Source organism: Butyricicoccus pullicaecorum DSM 23266, assembly GCF_900167005.1.
Taxonomy (GTDB): Bacteria; Bacillota; Clostridia; order Oscillospirales; family Butyricicoccaceae; genus Butyricicoccus; species Butyricicoccus pullicaecorum.
In genome coordinates this window covers 1-18,884 of the sequence record NZ_FUXW01000007.1, presented here as the reverse complement: position 1 = coordinate 18,884, position 18,884 = coordinate 1, and the positions used below count along the sequence as shown (strand labels likewise).

At 55.4% G+C, this 18,884-nt stretch carries 15 protein-coding genes and 1 rRNA gene; 8 read left to right on the top strand and 8 right to left on the bottom strand.

Going from position 1 to position 18,884, the window contains the following annotated elements; translation table 11 throughout:
• Nucleotides 1-19 precede the first annotated feature (19 nt).
• Entirely contained in the window at nt 20-2,038 is a 2,019-nt protein-coding gene (locus B5D52_RS11180) for a hydantoinase/oxoprolinase family protein (RefSeq protein ID WP_016146245.1), read from the top strand.
• 17 nt (nt 2,039-2,055) lie between these two features.
• Nucleotides 2,056-3,561, top strand: coding sequence for an ASKHA domain-containing protein (locus B5D52_RS11175; protein ID WP_016146244.1), 1,506 nt, complete (start codon nt 2,056-2,058; stop codon nt 3,559-3,561).
• A gap of 154 nt (nt 3,562-3,715) precedes the next feature.
• On the opposite strand, the gene B5D52_RS11170 is transcribed toward B5D52_RS11175, so the two are convergent.
• Complete coding sequence (locus B5D52_RS11170) at nt 3,716-5,239, bottom strand: 4Fe-4S dicluster domain-containing protein (RefSeq protein ID WP_016146243.1); 1,524 nt, start codon at nt 5,237-5,239, stop codon at nt 3,716-3,718.
• A gap of 240 nt (nt 5,240-5,479) precedes the next feature.
• The gene (locus B5D52_RS11165) at nt 5,480-6,031 is read right to left on the bottom strand and encodes a nitroreductase family protein (protein ID WP_040332444.1); all 552 of its coding nucleotides are present in this window, start codon (nt 6,029-6,031) and stop codon (nt 5,480-5,482) included.
• Between the two features lie 213 nt (nt 6,032-6,244).
• On the opposite strand from B5D52_RS11165, the gene pepF reads away from it, so the two are divergent.
• Nucleotides 6,245-8,047, top strand: coding sequence for an oligoendopeptidase F (gene pepF / locus B5D52_RS11160; RefSeq protein WP_016146241.1), 1,803 nt, complete (start codon nt 6,245-6,247; stop codon nt 8,045-8,047).
• A gap of 45 nt (nt 8,048-8,092) precedes the next feature.
• Here pepF and B5D52_RS11155 read toward each other — a convergent pair whose 3' ends face one another.
• From B5D52_RS11155 to rpmB, 4 genes are all read right to left on the bottom strand, one after another.
• Entirely contained in the window at nt 8,093-8,971 is an 879-nt protein-coding gene (locus B5D52_RS11155) for a glycerophosphodiester phosphodiesterase (protein ID WP_016146240.1), read from the bottom strand.
• 113 nt (nt 8,972-9,084) lie between these two features.
• A complete protein-coding gene (locus B5D52_RS11150; RefSeq protein WP_016146239.1) occupies nt 9,085-11,376 on the bottom strand; it encodes a helicase-related protein in 2,292 nt (763 codons plus the stop codon).
• 287 nt (nt 11,377-11,663) lie between these two features.
• Nucleotides 11,664-11,894: a DUF6514 family protein gene (locus B5D52_RS11145; protein ID WP_016146238.1), complete on the bottom strand. Its 231-nt coding sequence runs from the start codon at nt 11,892-11,894 to the stop codon at nt 11,664-11,666.
• Nucleotides 11,895-12,147: 253 nt separating this feature from the next.
• Nucleotides 12,148-12,336, bottom strand: a complete 189-nt coding sequence (rpmB, locus tag B5D52_RS11140) for a 50S ribosomal protein L28 (RefSeq protein WP_016146237.1) — start codon at nt 12,334-12,336, stop codon at nt 12,148-12,150.
• Nucleotides 12,337-12,539: 203 nt separating this feature from the next.
• Between rpmB and hprK the strand changes: the two genes are divergently transcribed.
• From hprK to B5D52_RS11115, 5 genes are all read left to right on the top strand, one after another.
• A complete protein-coding gene (hprK, locus tag B5D52_RS11135; protein ID WP_016146236.1) occupies nt 12,540-13,475 on the top strand; it encodes an HPr(Ser) kinase/phosphatase in 936 nt (311 codons plus the stop codon).
• Between the two features lie 105 nt (nt 13,476-13,580).
• Nucleotides 13,581-14,516, top strand: a complete 936-nt coding sequence (locus tag B5D52_RS11130; RefSeq protein WP_016146235.1) for an ROK family protein — start codon at nt 13,581-13,583, stop codon at nt 14,514-14,516.
• A gap of 132 nt (nt 14,517-14,648) precedes the next feature.
• Nucleotides 14,649-15,950, top strand: a complete 1,302-nt coding sequence (locus B5D52_RS11125; protein ID WP_016146234.1) for an N-acetylmuramoyl-L-alanine amidase — start codon at nt 14,649-14,651, stop codon at nt 15,948-15,950.
• A gap of 34 nt (nt 15,951-15,984) precedes the next feature.
• Nucleotides 15,985-16,398, top strand: a complete 414-nt coding sequence (locus B5D52_RS11120) for a C-GCAxxG-C-C family protein (protein ID WP_016146233.1) — start codon at nt 15,985-15,987, stop codon at nt 16,396-16,398.
• Between the two features lie 129 nt (nt 16,399-16,527).
• The gene (locus B5D52_RS11115) at nt 16,528-17,217 is read left to right on the top strand and encodes a flavodoxin family protein (protein WP_016146232.1); all 690 of its coding nucleotides are present in this window, start codon (nt 16,528-16,530) and stop codon (nt 17,215-17,217) included.
• Nucleotides 17,218-17,256: 39 nt separating this feature from the next.
• Here the strand turns inward: B5D52_RS11115 and B5D52_RS11110 are convergent, their stop codons facing one another.
• Both B5D52_RS11110 and rrf read right to left on the bottom strand, forming a co-directional pair.
• The gene (locus B5D52_RS11110; RefSeq protein WP_016146231.1) at nt 17,257-18,099 is read right to left on the bottom strand and encodes a class I SAM-dependent methyltransferase; all 843 of its coding nucleotides are present in this window, start codon (nt 18,097-18,099) and stop codon (nt 17,257-17,259) included.
• 667 nt (nt 18,100-18,766) lie between these two features.
• A 5S ribosomal RNA gene (rrf, locus tag B5D52_RS11105) occupies nt 18,767-18,883 on the bottom strand.
• Nucleotide 18,884 lies beyond the last annotated feature (1 nt).

The following is an 18,884-nucleotide window of genomic DNA, read 5'->3' as shown; positions in this document are numbered from 1 at the left end:
CGGGAAGGGGCAACATACCATGCGTATCGGCATTGGCATCGACACCGGCGGCACCTCGACCGATGCCGTCCTGATCGATCTGGACACCCGCGCCATTTTGGACACTTCCAAGGCGCTGACCACCCATTACGACCTGATGGCCGGCATTTTGAACGCACTCGATGGGCTCAATCCCGAATTGTGCCGCAAAGCTGAGCTTGCCGGTCTGTCCACCACCCTCGCAACTAACGCCTGTGTCGAGTCCAAGGCGCGCAAATCCCGTCTGCTGCTGCTCGGCATCGATCATCAGGGTATCGCGCGCAACGGCGCTCGATTCGGACTCAATGACCCGGATGATATTCGCTATCTACCCTGCCGCACCACCATCCGCGGTGAAGTACTCGAAGAGCCCGACTGGTCGGTCCTGCGCCAGCACGCCAGAGAGTGGTTTTCTGACGTGGAAGCGGTCGCCGTGTGCGAAATTTTCGCCGTGCGCAACGAGGGTGTTGTGGAAAAGAAGGCTGCACAGATCATCGAGGAGGAAACCGGCCTGCCGGCCGTGGTTTCCAGCACCCTATTCGGTGACCTGTCCAGTCTGGAACGCGCGGCCAGCGCACTGCTCAACGCCGGACTCATCCCCATCACCCGTGACTTTCTAAACGCTGCCAAGCAGGCATTCCGCGCCCGCGGCATCTCTGCCGAGCTCATGGTCGTGCGCTCGGACAGCAGCCTGATGAGCTGCCCCTTTGCGATGAACCACGCGGTCGAAACCCTGCTGTCCGGTCCTGCCGCCTCGGCACTTGGCGGCAGCACACTGGTCGGAGCCGATCAAGCTATTATCGTCGACATGGGCGGCACCACGACCGATATTGCACTGATTGACAACCGTCTACCCATTCTGTGTGAGGATGGCATCCGGGTTGGAGACTGGAAAACACTGGTGCACGGTCTATTCTCGACCTCCTTTGCACTCGGCGGTGACAGCGTCATCCGCTGGCGGTTCGACGCCCTCACCATCGGCCCTGAGCGCGTCATTCCGCTCTGCCGACTGGCGGTACAGTACCCCGAGATCGTGCAAACGCTGCGCGACCAGATTCGCGCAACACCCACCCACTCGCTGCCCATGCACGAGTTCCTGACCCTCGGGCGCACCGACTGGGAAACCATCCCCATGACACCGGAAGAGGAACGGTTATGCCGTGCACTCACACGCGGCCCGCTCAGCATCCAGCAAGCGGCAAACCTGCTGCATCTGGACAAGTATTTGCTGGACACGTCGGCACTGGAACAGTCGGGTGCTATCGTGCGTGCTGGACTGACTCCCACGGACGTGATGCACGTGCGCGGAGACTTCACCGCATACGACACCGAATGCGCGCGTCTGGCAGTTTCCTTTGCCGCGGCTTCGCTGGATTTACAGCCCGAAACGCTGTGCCGTCGGGTATATACCGAGATCGAGTGCCGCATTTTTCTGGGTGTCTCGCAGATGCTGCTCGAACATACCCATCCCTATTTCCGCAAAAACGGTCTGGACGAGGGCATCAAGGCCGTTTTGGAACTGCAATGGAACGAGCGGCACAAAGAGCCGTCCGGCCTGCTGCATCTCGGTTGTTCCACTCCGGCCACGCTCATCGGCATCGGCGGCCCCATCCACTTGTTCCTCAAAGCCGCAGCCGATGCGCTGCATGCCCCCTGCGTCATCCCCGCCCATGCTTCCACCGCAAATGCGGTTGGTGCAGTCACCGGACAAATCACCGCGACGGTATCCGGTGAAGTCCGCGTGCACGCCCGCTCGGCTGAAACCTCCGAGTTTCAGGTCATCATTCCCGGTCTGGAAACCCGCTGGTTTGCTCAGGCAGAAGATGCAGTCGCTTACTGCAAATCCTGTCTGCGCACACAGGCCGAACAGAATGTGCGCGCACAGGGCGCAGTGGGTGAACTCCGGGTGACCTTCCATACGACCGACAACTGCTATGACGGCACCAAGTTGTCGACCCACCTCTCGGCAACCGCAAGCACCTACGTACATCCCGAAGCAAAGGAGGATAACGCCGACTGACGGCGTTTTGATCCATTATGCCTACCATCACCATTTTAACGGCAAACCGTGAAATTCACACCCAGGCACCGGCCGGAACGCTGCTGTCTGCTGTGCTTCAATCGGAATTACCGTCCTTCGCGCTGCCCTGCGCGGGCAACCACACCTGCGGCAAATGCCGCGTACAGGTGTCCGGTCAGGTTTCCGAACCTGACGCACATGAACTAGCGTTCCTGTCTGCCGATGACCGCACAAACGGCATTCGACTGGCCTGTTCCTGCCGGATTTCCGGTGATATGACGGTCACTGTACACACGGCTGGGCCGTCCAAGATTCTGGCTTGGAATGAAATTCCAACGTTCACACGCACCGAGACCGGTTACGGCATTGCGGTCGATATCGGCACGACCACCGTCGCCATGCAGCTGTTTGACCGTGCCTCGGGCACCGTACTGGCCGAGCAGCTGGCCGAAAACGCCCAGCGCAGCCACGGTGCAGATGTCATCTCGCGCATTGAAGCCTGCAAGACAGCCGGATTGGACACGCTGTCCGCGCTCATCCGCGACCAGCTGGAACAAATGGCGCAGAACTGTTTAACCGAAGCCGGTATCTCGCACATTGACGAGGCGGTCGTGACCGGCAACAGCACCATGCTCTATCTGTACGAGGGCATTGACCCGTCGGCACTGGCTGTCGTCCCCTTCACCATGTCCACCTTCTTCGGCTCGACCAGCCGTCACACCCTTGCCGGTGCGCCGGTCTATCTGCCCCGCTGCATCGGCGCTTATGTCGGTGCGGATATCACCTGTTCCATTCTGGCTTCCGACATGCTGCATGAGGATGGCGTACAGCTCATGACCGACATCGGTACCAACGGCGAAATGGCGCTGTACAAGGACGGTAAACTGCTGTGCTGTGCCACGGCTGCCGGACCTGCATTCGAGGGTGCGGGACTGAGCTGCGGTATGCCTGCCGCGCCGGGTGCCATCCGCACAGTCGAGTTATCGGACAATCAGGTGACCTACACAACGGTCGGCGACCGTCCGGCGGTCGGTATCTGCGGCTCGGGTATTCTGGATGCCCTGCGCGTCATGCTCGAGCAGGAAACCATCGACGATACCGGTTATCTGGAAACCGAAGATGAGGAAAGCTACACCATCGGTAACAGCGCAGTTGCCATCACCCAAAAGGACGTCCGGCAAATCCAGCTTGCCAAATCTGCCATCTGTGCCGGACTGCTCACGCTCATGCAGGAGAGCAGTATTACCGCCGATGAGGTCGCACGCTTCCACGTCGCGGGTGGTTTTGGCAGCAGCATCAACTATGATTCGGCAGCCGCCATCGGCCTGTTCCCGGCAGCACTGACCCGCAAGACGCACTTCATCGGAAACGGTGCACTCGGCGGCGCAGCCATGCTGTTGATGAACCGCGAACTGCGCACGATCAGCGAACGCATGGCACAGGAAGCCTGTGAACTGTCGCTGTCGGCCAGCCCGGTCTTTATGGACGCATACGTCGACTGCATGTCCTTTATGGAATTTTAATTACATCTAAAACACAGAAAACCGCTCTCAAACGAGAGCGGTTTTCTTGTGTCTGCTGTCTGAAAAAAGACAGGTATGAACATACGCCTTTGACAGCGTTGTTCGGCTGATTTTCATTCTGCATGCAGTCATGCAGGGTTGGTCAAAGGTGACCTTACAGGCCGTCTTCCTCCAGAATATCGTCCAGATCTTCCAGATACGGGGTATCGCAGCACAGCTCGACCGGTGCCTTCTTTGCATAGATGCCGACCGATGCCGCAGACTTTGCGATGGGCTGCATGGTACCTGCACCAGCGACGCAGCCGCCCGGGCAAGCCATGCCTTCGAGCAGGTAGCCGTTATACTTGCCTGCCTTGGCCATCATCATCATCTTCTTGCACTCTGCCAGACCCTGTGCGCTTGCAACCTTGATGTCGCAGGTGGGCTCCAGCTTCTTCATGCTATTGACAACTGCCTTTGCAACGCCGCCGCTGACCGCAAAGTTACGGCCGTCGGTGCTTGCCTTGGACAGTGCTTCTTCCGCTTCAATGGACTCCAGATCAATGTTCTTGGCATTGAACAGACCCATCATTTCCTCAAACGTCAGGACATAATCAATGTCGCTGCGTACCGAGCGGCGGCGTGCTTCCAGCTTCTTTGCCGCGCAGGGTCCGATAAATACGATCTTTGCCTCGGGATGACGCTTCTTGATCATACGGCCGGTCAGTACCATGGGCGTCAGTACCATGGAGATGCACTCCTTGTACTCCGGGAACTCCTGCTTTGCCATCATCGACCATGCCGGGCAGCAGGACGTTGCCATAAACGGAATCTTCTCCGGAACATGATCAAGGAAGTCGATGGCTTCCTGGGTTGCACACAGGTCAGCGCCGACCGCAACCTCGATGACATTGGCAAAGCCCAGTGCCTTCATTGCTGCGCGCAGCTTCTCCGGGGTAACCTTGGGGCCGAACTGACCGACAAATGCCGGTGCAACAGCCGCGTAAACCTTCTCACCCTTCTTGATGGCCTGGATGACCTGGAAGATCTGTGCCTTGTCAGCGATTGCGCCGAACGGGCAATTAACCAGACACATACCGCAGGATACGCACTTGTCATAGTTGATCTCTGCGCAGCCGTTCTCGTCCGAATGGATTGCGTTCACGCCGCAAGCCTTGGCGCACGGACGCTCCTGCTTGATAATTGCATTATACGGGCATGCCTCCTGGCAGCGGCCGCACTTGATGCACTTCTCCTGATCGATGACCGAGCGGCCATTGATGATGTGGATGGCATCCTTGGGGCAAACCTGGGTGCAGGGATGCGCCAGACAGCCCTGGCAGCCCTCAGTGACTACGATCTGCTTCTCCGGGCAGGCATGGCAGGCAAACTTAATGATGTTGATGAGCGGCGGCTCATAGTACTGCTCCTCGGTCAAGCACTTTTCGATGCCGTCCGAGATCGGCTTGTCAGCCGCAGCGGTGCGCACCGGCATACCCATTGCCAGACGCAGACGCTCGCCTACAATCGCACGCTCCAAGAAAATGCTGTCGCGGTAAGATGCACGCTCACCGGGCAGGATCTGGTAGGGCAGCCCCTCCATGGTCTTTGCATAATCGTCGCTCTCATACGCCATACGCGCAATTTCGGTATAAACGCGGCGACGAATCTCGTTAATGCTGGTATAAACTCCGCGCATACAGAGACTCCTTTCACGATTCCTCAATATTCTTTCAATCTCGCTCTCATAGTATAATAGTTTTCCAACATTTTATCAATCCCTTTCTCATATCTTACCCATTATTTACCGGTAATTTGACCAAGTTTGCCAACATTTTTGTCTTTTTCGTTACATCCATCTGCTGTCATTTTGCATACAATTTCAGGAAAGCAAAAGACCTGCCAATTTTGGCAGGTCCTGATCGTTTTTCTGTCCATCTTATATGGTACTTTGTCCTCGCTTGAAGGACAATAATGTCTGTACGTCCTTGCGTCGTGGTGCCGGCGGCGTCTCATCCGGGTAACCCAGGGCAATCAGCGCCATGAGTTCCTGGTCTGCGGGAATGTTTAAAAAACGCTCGAGCGCCGGGCGGTCGAACACACCCATGATGACCGTTCCCAGTCCCATATCGTGTGCGGCAAGGCACAGGGTCTGTGCGGCGATGCCGCAATCGTAATACTGCCATCCCGGGCCGCGATCGGTCGAAAAAGAGCCGTCCCGCTCGTATCCCGAACGCGACTTCACAAAGGTCTGTGCGAGCAGCACCGAGCACTGATCGATGATGCGCGCGTTATAGTCGGGTACATACTGACAGATTTGCGCGCGGTCCTCAGGCTCTATGACGGCCAGATAACGGCTCACCTGCGTATTCTTCCACGAAGGCGCGAAAGCGGCAAGCGATACTACCTGCTCGACGGTCTCGGGTGCGACCGGCTCATTGGTAAATTTACGCACGCTGCGGCGGGTTAAAATACAGTCCTGGGTATTCATAAAAACGATCACCTCTTTTCTTCTATCATAGGTTTTTACCCGGAAAAAGTCAACAAACAGGGTGTATAAGTTCATCAAATCTTCATAAACTATCCCATTCCCGTCCTTGTCCTTCCCGATTGCACGGTCTGTATTTGACAAGGCGGCACATCCGTGTTAGAGTGGACTTACAAATTTTTCCGGTATGCCGGAATCCGAAAGCGAGGAATCCCTATGCCCAAAACCGTTCCCGCCCGTGCGGATGTCGATCCGCAGTTTCAATGGGCGCTGACCGATATTTTCCCCTCCGATGAAGCTTGGAGCACCTGCTACGCCGAGGCGCAGTCCATGCTGGACAAGCTGCGCGGCTTTGAGGGTCATCTGTCCGACTCCGCCGACACCCTGCTCGAATATCTGCGCTTTGGCGATACGCTCAGCGAAAAGCTGGACGCGCTCGGTAACTACGCGCAGCGCAAGAGCGATGAGGACACGAGAAACGCAGTCTATCAGGAGATGACCGCAAAATTCACCAATCTGGCTGTCGCAGTCGGTCAGGCTGACGCATTTTCCACGCCCGAACTGCTCGCCATCCCGGACGAGACGCTGGACAGCTTCTATCAGGCTGCGTCTGGTCTGTCGCACTACCGTCTGGTACTTGACCGCGTCCGCCGTCAAAAGCCGCACACGCTGTCGCGCGAGTGCGAAGCGCTGCTGGCTGCTGCCGGTCAGCTCGGACAGTGCCCGGATGACATTTTTTCCATGCTCAACGATGCCGACATGACCTTCCCGGACGCTGTGGACAGTCAGGGACAGTCCCATCCGGTCACCCACGGCACCTTTGTTCCCCTGCTCCAGTCTCCCGACCGTGTACTGCGTGAAAACGCCTTCCATTCGCTGTACAGCGTGTATGGCCAGTACCGCAACACCTCGGCCGCCGTACTCAGCGCACAGATGAAGCAGCTGCAATTCTTCGCCGATGCACGCCGCTACGACTCTGCCCTGCACGCCGCCCTGGACGGCACCGAAGTACCGGTCGAGATCTATCACAATCTGATTTCCGCTGTCCGCGACGGTCTGCCCGCTATGCATCGCTATGTGCGTCTGCGCAAAAAGCTGCTGGGTGTAGACGAGCTGCACTTCTACGATCTGTACACCTCGATCGTTGCCGATCAGGATGTCGAAGTCGATTACGAAGAGGCCAAGCAGACCGCGCTGGAGGCACTTGCTCCGCTCGGCAACGAATACCGTGCTATGCTGGAAGAAGGCTTTGCAAACCACTGGATCGATGTATACGAAAATCAGGGCAAGCGCTCGGGCGCGTACTCTGCCGGCCCGTACGGTACCCATCCGTACGTCCTGTTAAACTACACCGACACCTTAAACGATGTCTTTACGCTCGTGCATGAGATGGGGCACGCGCTGCACTCCTATCTGTCCAACAAGCACCAGTCGGTCACCTATGCAAACTATGTGATCTTTGTCGCGGAAGTGGCCTCGACCTGCAATGAGTCGCTGCTCATGCAGCATTTGCTGAACAAGACCCAGGACAAGCGCCGCCGCGCTTATCTGGTCAACTACTTCCTCGAACAGTTCCGCGGTACGCTGTATCGTCAGACCATGTTCGCAGAGTTTGAGCTGTGGTGCAGCGAGCAGACCCGTCAGGGCATCCCGCTGACCGCAGAATCGCTGTCGGCCAAGTACCAGCAGCTCAACCGCGATTACTATGGCGAGGACATCGTGCTCGATCCCGAAATCGCACTGGAATGGGCACGCATTCCGCACTTCTATTACAACTTCTATGTCTACCAGTACGCGACCGGCTATGCCGCAGCCATCGCGCTGTCTCAGCGCATCCTCAAAGAGGGCGCACCCGCGGTGGAGGATTACCTGTCCTTCCTGTCCAAGGGTTGCTCGGCCGATCCGGTCACCCTGCTGCGCGGCGCAGGCGTGGATATGGCTTCCCCCGAACCGGTTGCCGCTGCGCTCAAACTGTTCGATTCTCTGGTTACTGAACTGGAAACCCTGCTGCAAGACTAAAAAATCCGTCAAAAAAAGACCGCTCTTTCAGAGCGGTCTTTTCGTTTATTCTTTCCATTCGTCCCACCAGGCGTTAAACGGCCCGGTGTAATTGGTCTTAAAGCCGGTCAGGCTGCGTGTGCAAATCTTCTGCCAGCCGCCCGGCGTGTCTCCCAGATTGGAGAACACCAGAATGCCGCGTCCGCGCAGCCATTCAATATCCTCGCGCTCAAGCGCTTCGATGTTGAGGCCAACTTCGAACAACTTCATGGACGGAATCTTTTCCTTCCACTCGGGTGTCAGGCGGCGAATGTTTGCGCCCAGCTTGACGCCTTCGGGCAGGCGATTGTGTCGGGCATAATCCTGAATTTCGTCGATCAGCTCGGGTTCGCCCGAAAATACAATGCAGTCGCTGCGTCCGGAAAAACCTTCGAGCAGTGCGCACAGTTCGGGCATCATTCCCGGTGCCTTGTACTCAATTTCCAAAATCACACGGCGGGTCAGCTGCTCCATCCACTCAAACAGGTCGGACAGACGCATCAGCTTGGCCATACGCGGATCTTTCTGCCGTTCGATCTCATACGGATGATCGGGGTCCTGTCCCAGCTGGCGCGCAACGTCCACCGCTTCGTGCTCCTCCATGCCCTCATCCTTCCAGTTATCCATCAGGTGATTGGCATAAGGCAGTTCAAGCGCTTCCAGCTCCGCCCAGGTACAGTCCCGCACCGCACGGGTGCAGGGATGGTCCGAACCACAGGTCAGACGCTCCAGGGTCTCGTCGTGATGAATGACGATCACCCCGTCCCGGGTCATACGGATATCGATTTCCAGTCCTTCAATTCCGCCGTGATAGGCCGCGCGAAAGGCTTCGAGCGTATTTTCCGGAGCAGCCTGACTGATGCCGCGATGCGCCATGCGCCAGGGGCCGGTATACTGCTTTCTCATAGTACTCGTCTTCTCCTTCTCAAACACGGCAAGGTGCGCCGCACGTCTTTTCAGCTTCACTATACTGCGCCCTTTAGAGAATGTCAACAAAAATTTGGTTAAATTTGCTAATTTTACCCTGACTTTTTCCCGTGCATTTGGATATGACTTTGTTTCTTTCGCTTCATCATGCACTTATAACATACCCGGAATTTGGAAGAAATCGGCATGGGTGCATGGCAAACCTGGCAGCTTTTGCCCTTCTGGGATAGCTCGCGCACCAGAAGTTCGTTGATTTGCAGCGCAGTATTCTCTTTTTCGGTGCGCAGCCAGTCCAAATCGACCGGCTGGCGAAATGCACGACAGAACGAATAGTACAGATCGAGCATCTGGCTGTATAATTCCAGTCCATCGAGCGAGCTTTTGCCCCGCCGCGGCCATTCGATCTCCCGTCCTGCCAGGTACTGCCCACAGTACAGCAGGAAATAGTCCATCAGTTCCTCTTCCCGCTCGTCAAACGGAATGGTCGCCGCCCGCAGCGATTGTTCCTTATCCAGCGCAAGTCCACATTCCTGCAAGGTCTTCAAAATAAAGATGTATCGGTCGATGGGCATTTTTTTATACGGCTCGATCGCTGGGATGCTGTTCCACACCTGCAAAACTTCGAGCAGATCGTGATCGACGCGCAGAACCAGATCGGAAAATCCCAACATGGCCTGTCTGATCGGTTCCACCGGTGCGGAAAAGCCCTGCCAGATGGTCTCACTGTCGATGGTTGCGGTCACAAAGCCCTCATCATATACACCAAACCGTCCGGCACGTCCACCAATCTGGCGGATTTCCTCCGGGCGCAATGCGCGATTGTGCAGGCCGTCAAACTTGCGGTCACGGGTGAAAATGACGCGTCGGATGGGCAGATTCAGTCCCATACCGATGGCATCGGTCGCCACCAGCACGCGCGTCTCACCGCGCAAAAATCGCTCCATCTGCAACTTACGCGTCGCATACGGCAGTGCACCATAAATAATCGAGGCCGGTACGCCGATCTGGCGCAGCTGCTCGGCCAATAACAACACGTTGCGCTTGGAAAACGCGATGAACGCATCGCCGTCCTGTACATCTTCCAAGGCGATCGGCTGATCGACCAGAATCAAGTCACACTTGCGTCCATGGTGCTCGATCTCATACGCTTCCCCGCAGCTCTCAATCAGCCGGACGATGATGTCCAGTCCTTCGGGTGCGGTGCACAGATGGATCTCTCGGGCACAGCATCCCAAAATCGCACGTGTCCATGCAAAACCACGCTCGCGGTCTGCGATCATCTGGCATTCGTCCACGACTGCTACGTCATACACGCGATGCGGGTCAAGTTTTTCCACCGTGGATGCAATGTGCGTCGCACCCGGTCGGATGTCCTCCTCTTCGCCGGTCAGCATACTGCAATTCACGCCGCGTTCCAGCATAGACTCCTGCACCTCGAGCGCCAGCAGACGCAGCGGTGCCAGATAAACACCGCTCTCGGCCTGTGCCAGACGGTTTAGGCTCTCGTATGTCTTGCCCGTATTGGTTCCGCCGACATGAATGACAAACCGGCGCTGCATCATACGTGCCTCGGGATACTCGTCCTTGGGATCAACCGTGATGAGGTCAGACAGCTGACTGCGAATCATGGCCGGGATAAAGTCGACCAGATAAATCTGGTACAGCGAACTGTCCATGAGCTTGCGCACCGGGAAATCGGGCAGCGCTAAGATCTGTTCGGCCGGAACCGGTTCACCGCGCTGTGCGTACTCATATAATATAACCGCCGCCACGCGCAACAGCGACGCTGTATAACCCTTTTGCAGTAAATTGTGCAAGCTGCGCTCGCGCTTGGTCTCTCCCCGTCCGAGCCACGGCGCACAGGATGCCAGAAGCTGCGGATTTTTGAGGTAACGGCTGTGCCGCACATCGGCTCCGGTCATCTCCATGACCGTGCGCAGACCGTCCTGCGCCTCGGCGATCGATCGCACCGGCTGTGTGTCATACAGTGCGCTCAAAATGGCCTGATGCAGACGGCGTACCAGCAACATCGCCGTGCGGTCACCCTCGGTCATGGTTTCCAACGCCTGCGTGTCAAAGGCCTGCTCCAATGCCAGACCGCCCAGAAATGCCCGGTTCTGCCGCTGTAATTCCTGCGCTCTGCGCCGCTCGGCACGGCCTGCACGCCGTCCGGCAACGCGCTCCAGCTGCGCCCGGATATCCGGTCGGTTTTCCAGCCGCATAACGTCCTCGAGCGACCACAGCCGCACGGCCTTGGGACTGTTCTTATGATGCGGATTTGTGCCCCGTGTCGGTGCGGGCAAGCGCTTGATGATCGGGTCAGTCCAACCGCGTTCATACAAGTCGCTCACGGTCAGCCACTGGGCTTCATTGGGGTCAAGCATGAAAGGCCTCCAAGATTTCAAAATTTCTGTCTCAATTAGCTGTAATTGTGTACAGCTGCTCCCGGCTATTATACCATTTCTATCCTTCAAGGACAAGGCTTGCCGCCTGTTCTCCCTTTATACGCGCAAAAGCTCTACCTAGTGAATGTATTATATGTACTTTCTCTGTATGGAACAGTTTATCCCATCCCCATGGTTACACATTCCTCTGTTTTTATCATCTGTCCAGTCCGATTTTTTGAGACAAAAAAAGAAGAAACCACCCCTTTTGGTTTCTTCCTGCGTGGTCATAGCATCGCCTGTTCTGTAATCCAGTCATAGATGATATCTCGGAAATGGATCGCAGCGACTCGATTCTGATTGAGTTTGCACACGATTTTCTCGGCATCTGCGCGTCTTACCGTCACATCAGACAGCATATCGAGCAGACAGCCGTTTTTCAGCATCGCAATGCCGAATGTGTGTGTCCGATCCTCCGGCACGGGGACAGACTCAATCACAGCGAAGCAGGGATACATAAACGCTTCCCCCTTTCTGCTCCTATTGTAGCACGCAGCCACCATATGCTGTGTCACTTTTTGTCGATATACACATGATGTTTTACTATATTTCCTGCTTTTCCCTACAAGATTTGTGGGAAAATATCGGCAAAATCCATAAGATATGAGAGATTTTTCTCATTTTGCGCGCAATACGGATACTGGTAAAATGTGCGTAAAAACGCAAAAAGCGCCTGCGCAGAATGCGCGGGCGCTTTCAAATGAATCAACATTAGATGGCACGGGTAACCTTGCCGGAGCGGAGGCACCGAGTACATACGTTGATATGGCGGGGAGTACCGTCGACCAGAGCCTTAACACGACGAACGTTCGGCTTCCAAGTTCTGTTAGAACGTCTGTGGGAGTGGGAAACCTTGATACCAAAGGTCACGCCCTTGCCGCAAATATCGCACTTTGCCATTTTTCCTGCACCTCCTTATCTAAAAGGCATTGAGTAACGGATATTATATTAGCACAAGTCCGGCATAAATGCAAGCCTTTCTTTCAATTTATTTTAAAAAAACAAAAAAACTTTTCACCGTTTTCATGCAGCCATTGAAAAGCCTGTATCGCTCCGTTATAATAAAGGTATCTTACTCGCGTACGGTAGGAGGATTCGAAAACATGCAATTAAAAGAATTTGGTGTATGCCTTGGCGACCTGATCCAGGAATTTGATTTCGAGGTCGTCTACGGCCCGGAAAACTTTGAACACGTCGAGATCACCAAGACCGACGTCAGCCGTCCGGCGCTTCAGCTGGCAGGTTTCTTTGACTACTTTGACCCCAACCGTATCCAGATCATGGGTAAGGTTGAAAACACCTTTGTGGAAAAGATGACCCATGAAGAGCGTGCGCTGTGCTTTGACAAGCTGTTCGGCTCGGGCATCCCGGTTATGATCATTTCCCGCAACATGGATGTCTTCCCCGAGTGCCTCGCAGCCGCGCAGAAGTACAACGTACCGCTGCTGCGCACCAACGAGTTTACGTCCACCATCGTCAACGCGCTCGTGGCTTCCCTCAAGGTATCCCTCGCGCCGCGCATCACCCTGCACGGCGTTCTGGTCGAGATCTACGGCGAAGGCGTTCTGCTGCTCGGTGACTCCGGTGTCGGTAAGTCCGAGACCGCAATCGAGCTGGTCAAGCGCGGTCACCGTCTGATCGCAGACGATGCCGTCGAGATTAAGCGCGTGTCGGACAAGACTCTGGTCGGCACCTCGCCCGATGTCATCCGCTACTTTATCGAGCTGCGCGGTATCGGCATCGTCGATGTGCGCCGCATCTTTGGTGTCGGTTCGGTCAAGCTGACCGAAAAGGTCGAGCTGGTCATCAATCTGGAACCCTGGGAGGAAGGCAAGCAGTACGATCGCCTGGGCCTCGAGGGTCAGACCACCAGCATTTTGGACATCACTGTTCCCTCTCTGACCATTCCTGTTCGCCCCGGCCGTAACCTCGCCGTCATCATTGAGGTCGCTGCAATGAACGACCGCTATAAGAAGATGGGCTACAACGCGGCCAAGGACTTGCAGGAGCGCATGCTCAAGTCTTTCGGCGGCAACTAATGAACTCCCGAGAAAGGCAGGGCTTCCCCCTGCCTTTTTTCCCACGCTCCGGCAGGCAAAACCACCGGAATTTGACAAAATATTTGACTGGAGGAATCCTGAATTATGATGAGACTCGGCATTGACCTCGGCGGTACCAACACGGTTGTTGGCCTGTGCACCCTGGACGGTGTACTGATGGATAAAATTTCTGCTCCCACCAAGACCGGCGATCCGGACGGCTTGTGTGCGGTCATGCACGACCTGTGCCGCGATCTGTGCGACAAGCACAACATTCCTTATTCCGAGATCGAACAGATCGGCATTGGTCTGCCCGGTACGCTCGTCAAGGCAACCTGCACCCTGACCTTCGGCACCAACCTCGGCATGTCCAACGTCTGCTTTGCGCATGCGTTTGAGCCGGAATTTAACTGCCCGGTCAACATCGACAACGATGCAAACTGTGCTGCACTGGGCGAGTTCTACGGCGGCGCAGGCCGCGGCACCCGCAACCTGCTGATGGTCACGCTGGGCACCGGCGTAGGCGGCGGTATCGTTCTCGAGGGCAAGCTGTATACCGGCCGCGAGGACATCGCAGGCGAGATCGGCCACATGGTTATCGTCCCGAACGGTGCACCCTGCAACTGCGGCCGTCATGGCTGTCTGGAGACCTACGCGTCTGCAACCGGTCTGATTCGTCTGGCACGCGAAGCAATGGAGCAGTGCCCCGACACCTGCCTGCACGCCATGGTACAGGAAAACGGCGGCAAGCTGACTGCTAAGATGGTCTGTGATGCACGCGATGCCGGTGACGCACTGGCCGACCGCGTATTCAATGATTACTGCGACTATCTGGCCTGCGGTCTGACCAACCTCATCAACGTATTCCAGCCCGATGCCATCGTCATCGGCGGCGGTGTTGCAGGATACGGTGAAAAGCTGCTCATGCCGCTGCGCGAGCGCGTCCATGCACAGCAGTTCAAGATCGCTCCCGAAGGCACGCCCATCGTCGCAGCCACCCTCGGCAACGATGCCGGTATCATCGGCGCGGCCCTCCTCTAATCGCTTATTTTTGTAAAAACCTGCCAAAATCCAACATATTCCGGTGTTTTTCTTGATTTTCCGCCGTTTGTTTGTTATAATTAACTTTAGTATTCGCATTCACCCCTGGACGAAAAAAAGGAAGACGCATCTATGAAACGATTGGTTGCAGGCATTCTGACGGCAGCCCTGCTGACTTCGGCCGCAGGCGCTGTCTCATACGACCCGGAAGCCGCAGGTACATCTGCTCCTACTGCCACGGCAGTCAGCGAGACCGTAAGCGAGTCCGTCATGGCCGCTTCTCTTACTGCATATCCGGCTACCATGACTGTCATGCTTGACGGCAAGCAGGTCAAGCCGGTGGGTTACAACATCAACGGCAACAACTATTATAAGCTGCGTGATATCGCCCTCATCCTCAACGGTACGACCGCTCAGTTCGGCGTGACCTGGGACAAGAGCACCCGTTCCATGAACCTCACACCCGGCAGCAGCTATGAAGCCGTCGGTGGTGAGCTCGGCGCGATCCCGACCAAGAACGCGACCGCACAGACATGCAATGAAACCGTTCTGATCAACGGCATCAAGGCCTCTTTGACCGCCTACAACGTCGACGGCTACAACTACTTTAAGCTGGTCGATCTGGGCGATGCGCTGGGCTTCGATGTCGGCTATGAATCCCAAACGCGCACGGTCGTCATCACAACCCCGACCGTAGAACAGCCGACTCCGGAAACACCCGAAGAGACCCCTGAGGAACCCGAAACACCCGCAGAGCCGGAACCGACTCCTTCGGTCTCGGCAATCGACGGTAAGCTCAAGATCTGGATCGATCCCGGTCATGGCGGCGCCGACTCGGGCAATGTTGCAACTTCGGCTATCCCCTTCGATGACTATTGGGGCGTACACCACGATGGCAACACAAAGATCTACGAGAAGGACTTTACCCTTGCTGTCTCGCTCATGCTGCGCGACAAGCTGGAAGCGGCCGGTGTTGAGGTACGCATGACACGTGAGGATGACTCGACGGTAGACGCAACGACCCGTAAGCAGCTGTTCAGCACCGAAGGCGGCGGGTACGACATGATTTTCAGCGTTCATCAGAACGGTTATTCTACGTCCACCCCCAAGGGTGCCGAGCTGCTCATTCAGGTTGCCTACGAGAACGGCGGTGCAGGACAAGAGTTTGGCGACCTGCTCAAGCAGGAGTACACCAGTTTAGGCCAGGATTGGAGACGCTTTGTCTTCCAGCGCAGCAGCAGCGATCCCTCGAAGGACTATTACTTCGTCCTGCGTGCAGCTCAGGAAGGCGGCGCACTGGCATTTATCAGTGAGTTCTGCTTTATGAGCAACGCAGACGATCAGCTGTGGCTTCTGTATACCGAGAACCTGGACAAGCAGGCTACTGCACAGTACAATGCGATCATGAAGTATTTCGAGACCCATCCGTACTGATTTTGAAATCCCACGCAAAGGAAGTTTATGTTACATGGAATCGAGAATTGAACAGGCAATCGCCCGACATCACAAGGGCTACAACTGTGCTCAGGCCATTGTCTGCACCTACGCTGACCTGTTCGGCGTAGACGAGCAGACCGCTTACAAGATGAGCGAAGCATTCGGCTTTGGCATGGGCATGATGGAAGTTTGCGGTGCACTGACCGGCGGTCTGATGCTGGCAGGTCTTCAGAACAGCGCCGGTGTAGAAACGCCGGGTTCTACCAAGGCCGCAACCTACAAGATTGACCGCATGTTGGGAGAAGCCTTTTCAGAGGCAACCGGCTCGCTGCTGTGCTCCGAGCTCAAAGGCCGCGATACGGGCAAGCCGCTGTGCTCGTGCGACGACTGCATCCGCCATGCTGCACGTATCATCGAAGAAAAGCTGCTCGCTGATGCGCAGTAAAATATTCTGCATGTCAAAAACGGTCATCCATTCGGATGACCGTTTCTTTTACCCAATCTCTTACCGCGATCGCAGCATTCTATTTTGCCTATGCTGCGCATAAGATATGCAATTCGGGAGGGATTTTCTATGATTGTAACTGCCATTTACGGCACAGAACATGTGGGTAGCACCGTACACCTCGCGCGCATGGCGATTGAGACCTTACAGCCGGATGAGGTGCACGAGTTTTTTCTGCCCCGTGACTTTCATCACATGTGCACCGGCTGTAATGCCTGTTTCTTTGCGTCAGTTCCCTGCTGCGCTCCCGCACACGTACAAATTACACCCATACTGGATGCCATCGACCAAGCCGACGTACTCATCCTTGCATCTCCTGTCTACGTCTATCACGTCACAGGCGCAATGAAATCCTTTTTGGATCACTTTGGCTGCCGCTGGATGCTGCACCGTCCCAGCCCATCCATGTTCACCAAACGAGCGCTTCTGCTGACAACAGCCGCTGGCGGCGGTATGCGCCGTACCTTGCAGGATTTGCAGGACAGCATGAATTTCTGGGGTGTGGGCCGCGTGGTGCGTCTGGGCAGAGCTGTTCACGCACTGACTTGGGATTCGGTCTCCCCTGCCACACGCTCACGTCTGAAGCGCGATGTGCAAAAGGCCTGCCGTCGCCTGCGCGTCGATCGTCCTGTCAAACCTCGCCTGTATGTGCGCCTGATGTTTGGCTTCTTTCGTCGTCTGCTGCCGCACATGAATACTGCGACCGATCTGCAATACTGGGAGGTGCAAGGCTGGTTTTCCGGCCACAAACCCTGGTAAACATAAAAAAGACCGCATGACAACATGCGGTCTTTTGTCTTATTCCTTTTCAAATACGCATACAACCATCTTGACAAAGCATTCCTTGAGCAGCGGCAGCTTGGCCAGCGGTGCCAAGAAGCCACGCAGCGGCACTTCGCGATAATATGCCTGCTTCATTCCTGCATTTGCACGCAAACCGTCAAAGCGCTTAATGGTCATGTGATTGATGTAGGAGAAATACTCCTTACCCTGCGCATTGGTCGAAATGCGGAAGTTAATGCGATCATCACCGTCCGGAACCGTCTTACACAATTCCTTGTAAGCGTCAACCAGCGTGTCCTCAGAAAAGAACATGTGTACCCACGGAATTGCGATCAAATCGGACAGATGCGCACCAAACGGATGATAATATGGCGGGAAGTTTACATACAGTCGTCCGCCGGGCTTGAGCACACGACGTACCTCTGCCAATACCAGATCGGGGCGGTCTACATGCTCCATCGCATCATTCATGATAATCGTATCGAAGCTGTTGTCCGGGAAACCGGTATTGGCTGCATCGCCAACCACAAAAGTAAAGCGATCTGCATACCCAAGCTGCTCCGCCAGCGCCTCAGCTTCCTCTTTGTAGTGCGCTACAATGTCCATGCCTACGATCTTTTTGACACCCTGCGAGGCATAGTACATGGTCTTACCGCCTGCGCCGCAGCCGACATCCAGTACGGTTTTATCCGCAAACATCTCCTCTGTCGTGTAGCGCTCGGTGTAGAACGCAATGGTATTTCCACCGCGCTCATACTGCCACATTGCATAGCTTTCTTTGCCTTCGTTCTGTAAATTAAACGGATGTACCGGCAACGGGAACAGTCGGTTGAGCGCCAAAAGGAATTTTGTCATCATAATACCTGTCAACTCCTGTATCGAATCCTCTTAATCACGCTCTATTATAAAGCAAAATGCAAAAAATTGCAACCAAAAGTCAGAAAGTATCTATTTCAGCATTTTCCAACGAGCTTTCTTAATAAAATTTCGATCAAACCTTTTCAAAGGTTTGCGGGTTCTTAGGGCAGAGCCCTGAGTCGCGTCCCGCAGGACGCGAAATTCCCTTTTGATTTTCCCGTCCTCCGCAAGGGAAAATCAACTAAACTCTCGTTCAAAGCGCCGCCCGCAGGCGGCGAGAATCTTTGCGCGCTAAGCGCGCTCATGAAAAACGCCTAAAGCGTTTTTCCCATAGCGGCTTACACCGTAACCGCTGCTGTTTCCATTTCCCGACCAGCCGGGAGGACTGGAGGTTCCCCTTAGAAGGAGAACGAAGGCCAAAGGATGGACAACCTACGGTTTTCCACCCCTTGCGACCCCGTTTTCCCTTTCCGTCAGATATACATTTCAGCCGCCGACAGGGTGGGAAAGTACGAGCTCCGCACAGCGGGTGCGTAGCGTCCGGCGCTCCCGTTTGTGCTGAAACTGCGCTGTGAATGCGCATTCATAGATTTCTAGTCTTTGTATCTAAATCTTATACTACTTTTTCAGATAAAACAAAAAGCAGTCTATACAGACTGCTTTTCAGTGTGCGCGTCGAGTTATCTTCCCGGGCCGTCGCCAGCCAAGTATTGTCACCGTAAATGAGCTTAACTACTGTGTTCGGAATGGGAACAGGTGTACCCTCATCACCATTGACACGCACT

Bases quoted from the DNA above. Each gene is read 5' to 3' on its own strand.
- B5D52_RS11175 (WP_016146244.1), top strand. From the start codon at position 2,056: ATGCCTACCATCACCATTTTAACGGCAAACCGTGAAATTCACACCCAG.
- B5D52_RS11155 (WP_016146240.1), bottom strand. From the start codon at position 8,971: ATGAGAAAGCAGTATACCGGCCCCTGGCGCATGGCGCATCGCGGCATC.
- B5D52_RS11145 (WP_016146238.1), bottom strand. From the start codon at position 11,894: ATGTATCCCTGCTTCGCTGTGATTGAGTCTGTCCCCGTGCCGGAGGAT.
- B5D52_RS11165 (WP_040332444.1), bottom strand. From the start codon at position 6,031: ATGAATACCCAGGACTGTATTTTAACCCGCCGCAGCGTGCGTAAATTT.
- B5D52_RS11120 (WP_016146233.1), top strand. From the start codon at position 15,985: ATGGAATCGAGAATTGAACAGGCAATCGCCCGACATCACAAGGGCTAC.
- B5D52_RS11180 (WP_016146245.1), top strand. From the start codon at position 20: ATGCGTATCGGCATTGGCATCGACACCGGCGGCACCTCGACCGATGCC.
- B5D52_RS11110 (WP_016146231.1), bottom strand. From the start codon at position 18,099: ATGATGACAAAATTCCTTTTGGCGCTCAACCGACTGTTCCCGTTGCCG.
- B5D52_RS11125 (WP_016146234.1), top strand. From the start codon at position 14,649: ATGAAACGATTGGTTGCAGGCATTCTGACGGCAGCCCTGCTGACTTCG.
- hprK (WP_016146236.1), top strand. From the start codon at position 12,540: ATGCAATTAAAAGAATTTGGTGTATGCCTTGGCGACCTGATCCAGGAA.
- B5D52_RS11170 (WP_016146243.1), bottom strand. From the start codon at position 5,239: ATGCGCGGAGTTTATACCAGCATTAACGAGATTCGTCGCCGCGTTTAT.
- pepF (WP_016146241.1), top strand. From the start codon at position 6,245: ATGCCCAAAACCGTTCCCGCCCGTGCGGATGTCGATCCGCAGTTTCAA.
- B5D52_RS11115 (WP_016146232.1), top strand. From the start codon at position 16,528: ATGATTGTAACTGCCATTTACGGCACAGAACATGTGGGTAGCACCGTA.
- B5D52_RS11130 (WP_016146235.1), top strand. From the start codon at position 13,581: ATGATGAGACTCGGCATTGACCTCGGCGGTACCAACACGGTTGTTGGC.
- B5D52_RS11150 (WP_016146239.1), bottom strand. From the start codon at position 11,376: ATGCTTGACCCCAATGAAGCCCAGTGGCTGACCGTGAGCGACTTGTAT.
- rpmB (WP_016146237.1), bottom strand. From the start codon at position 12,336: ATGGCAAAGTGCGATATTTGCGGCAAGGGCGTGACCTTTGGTATCAAG.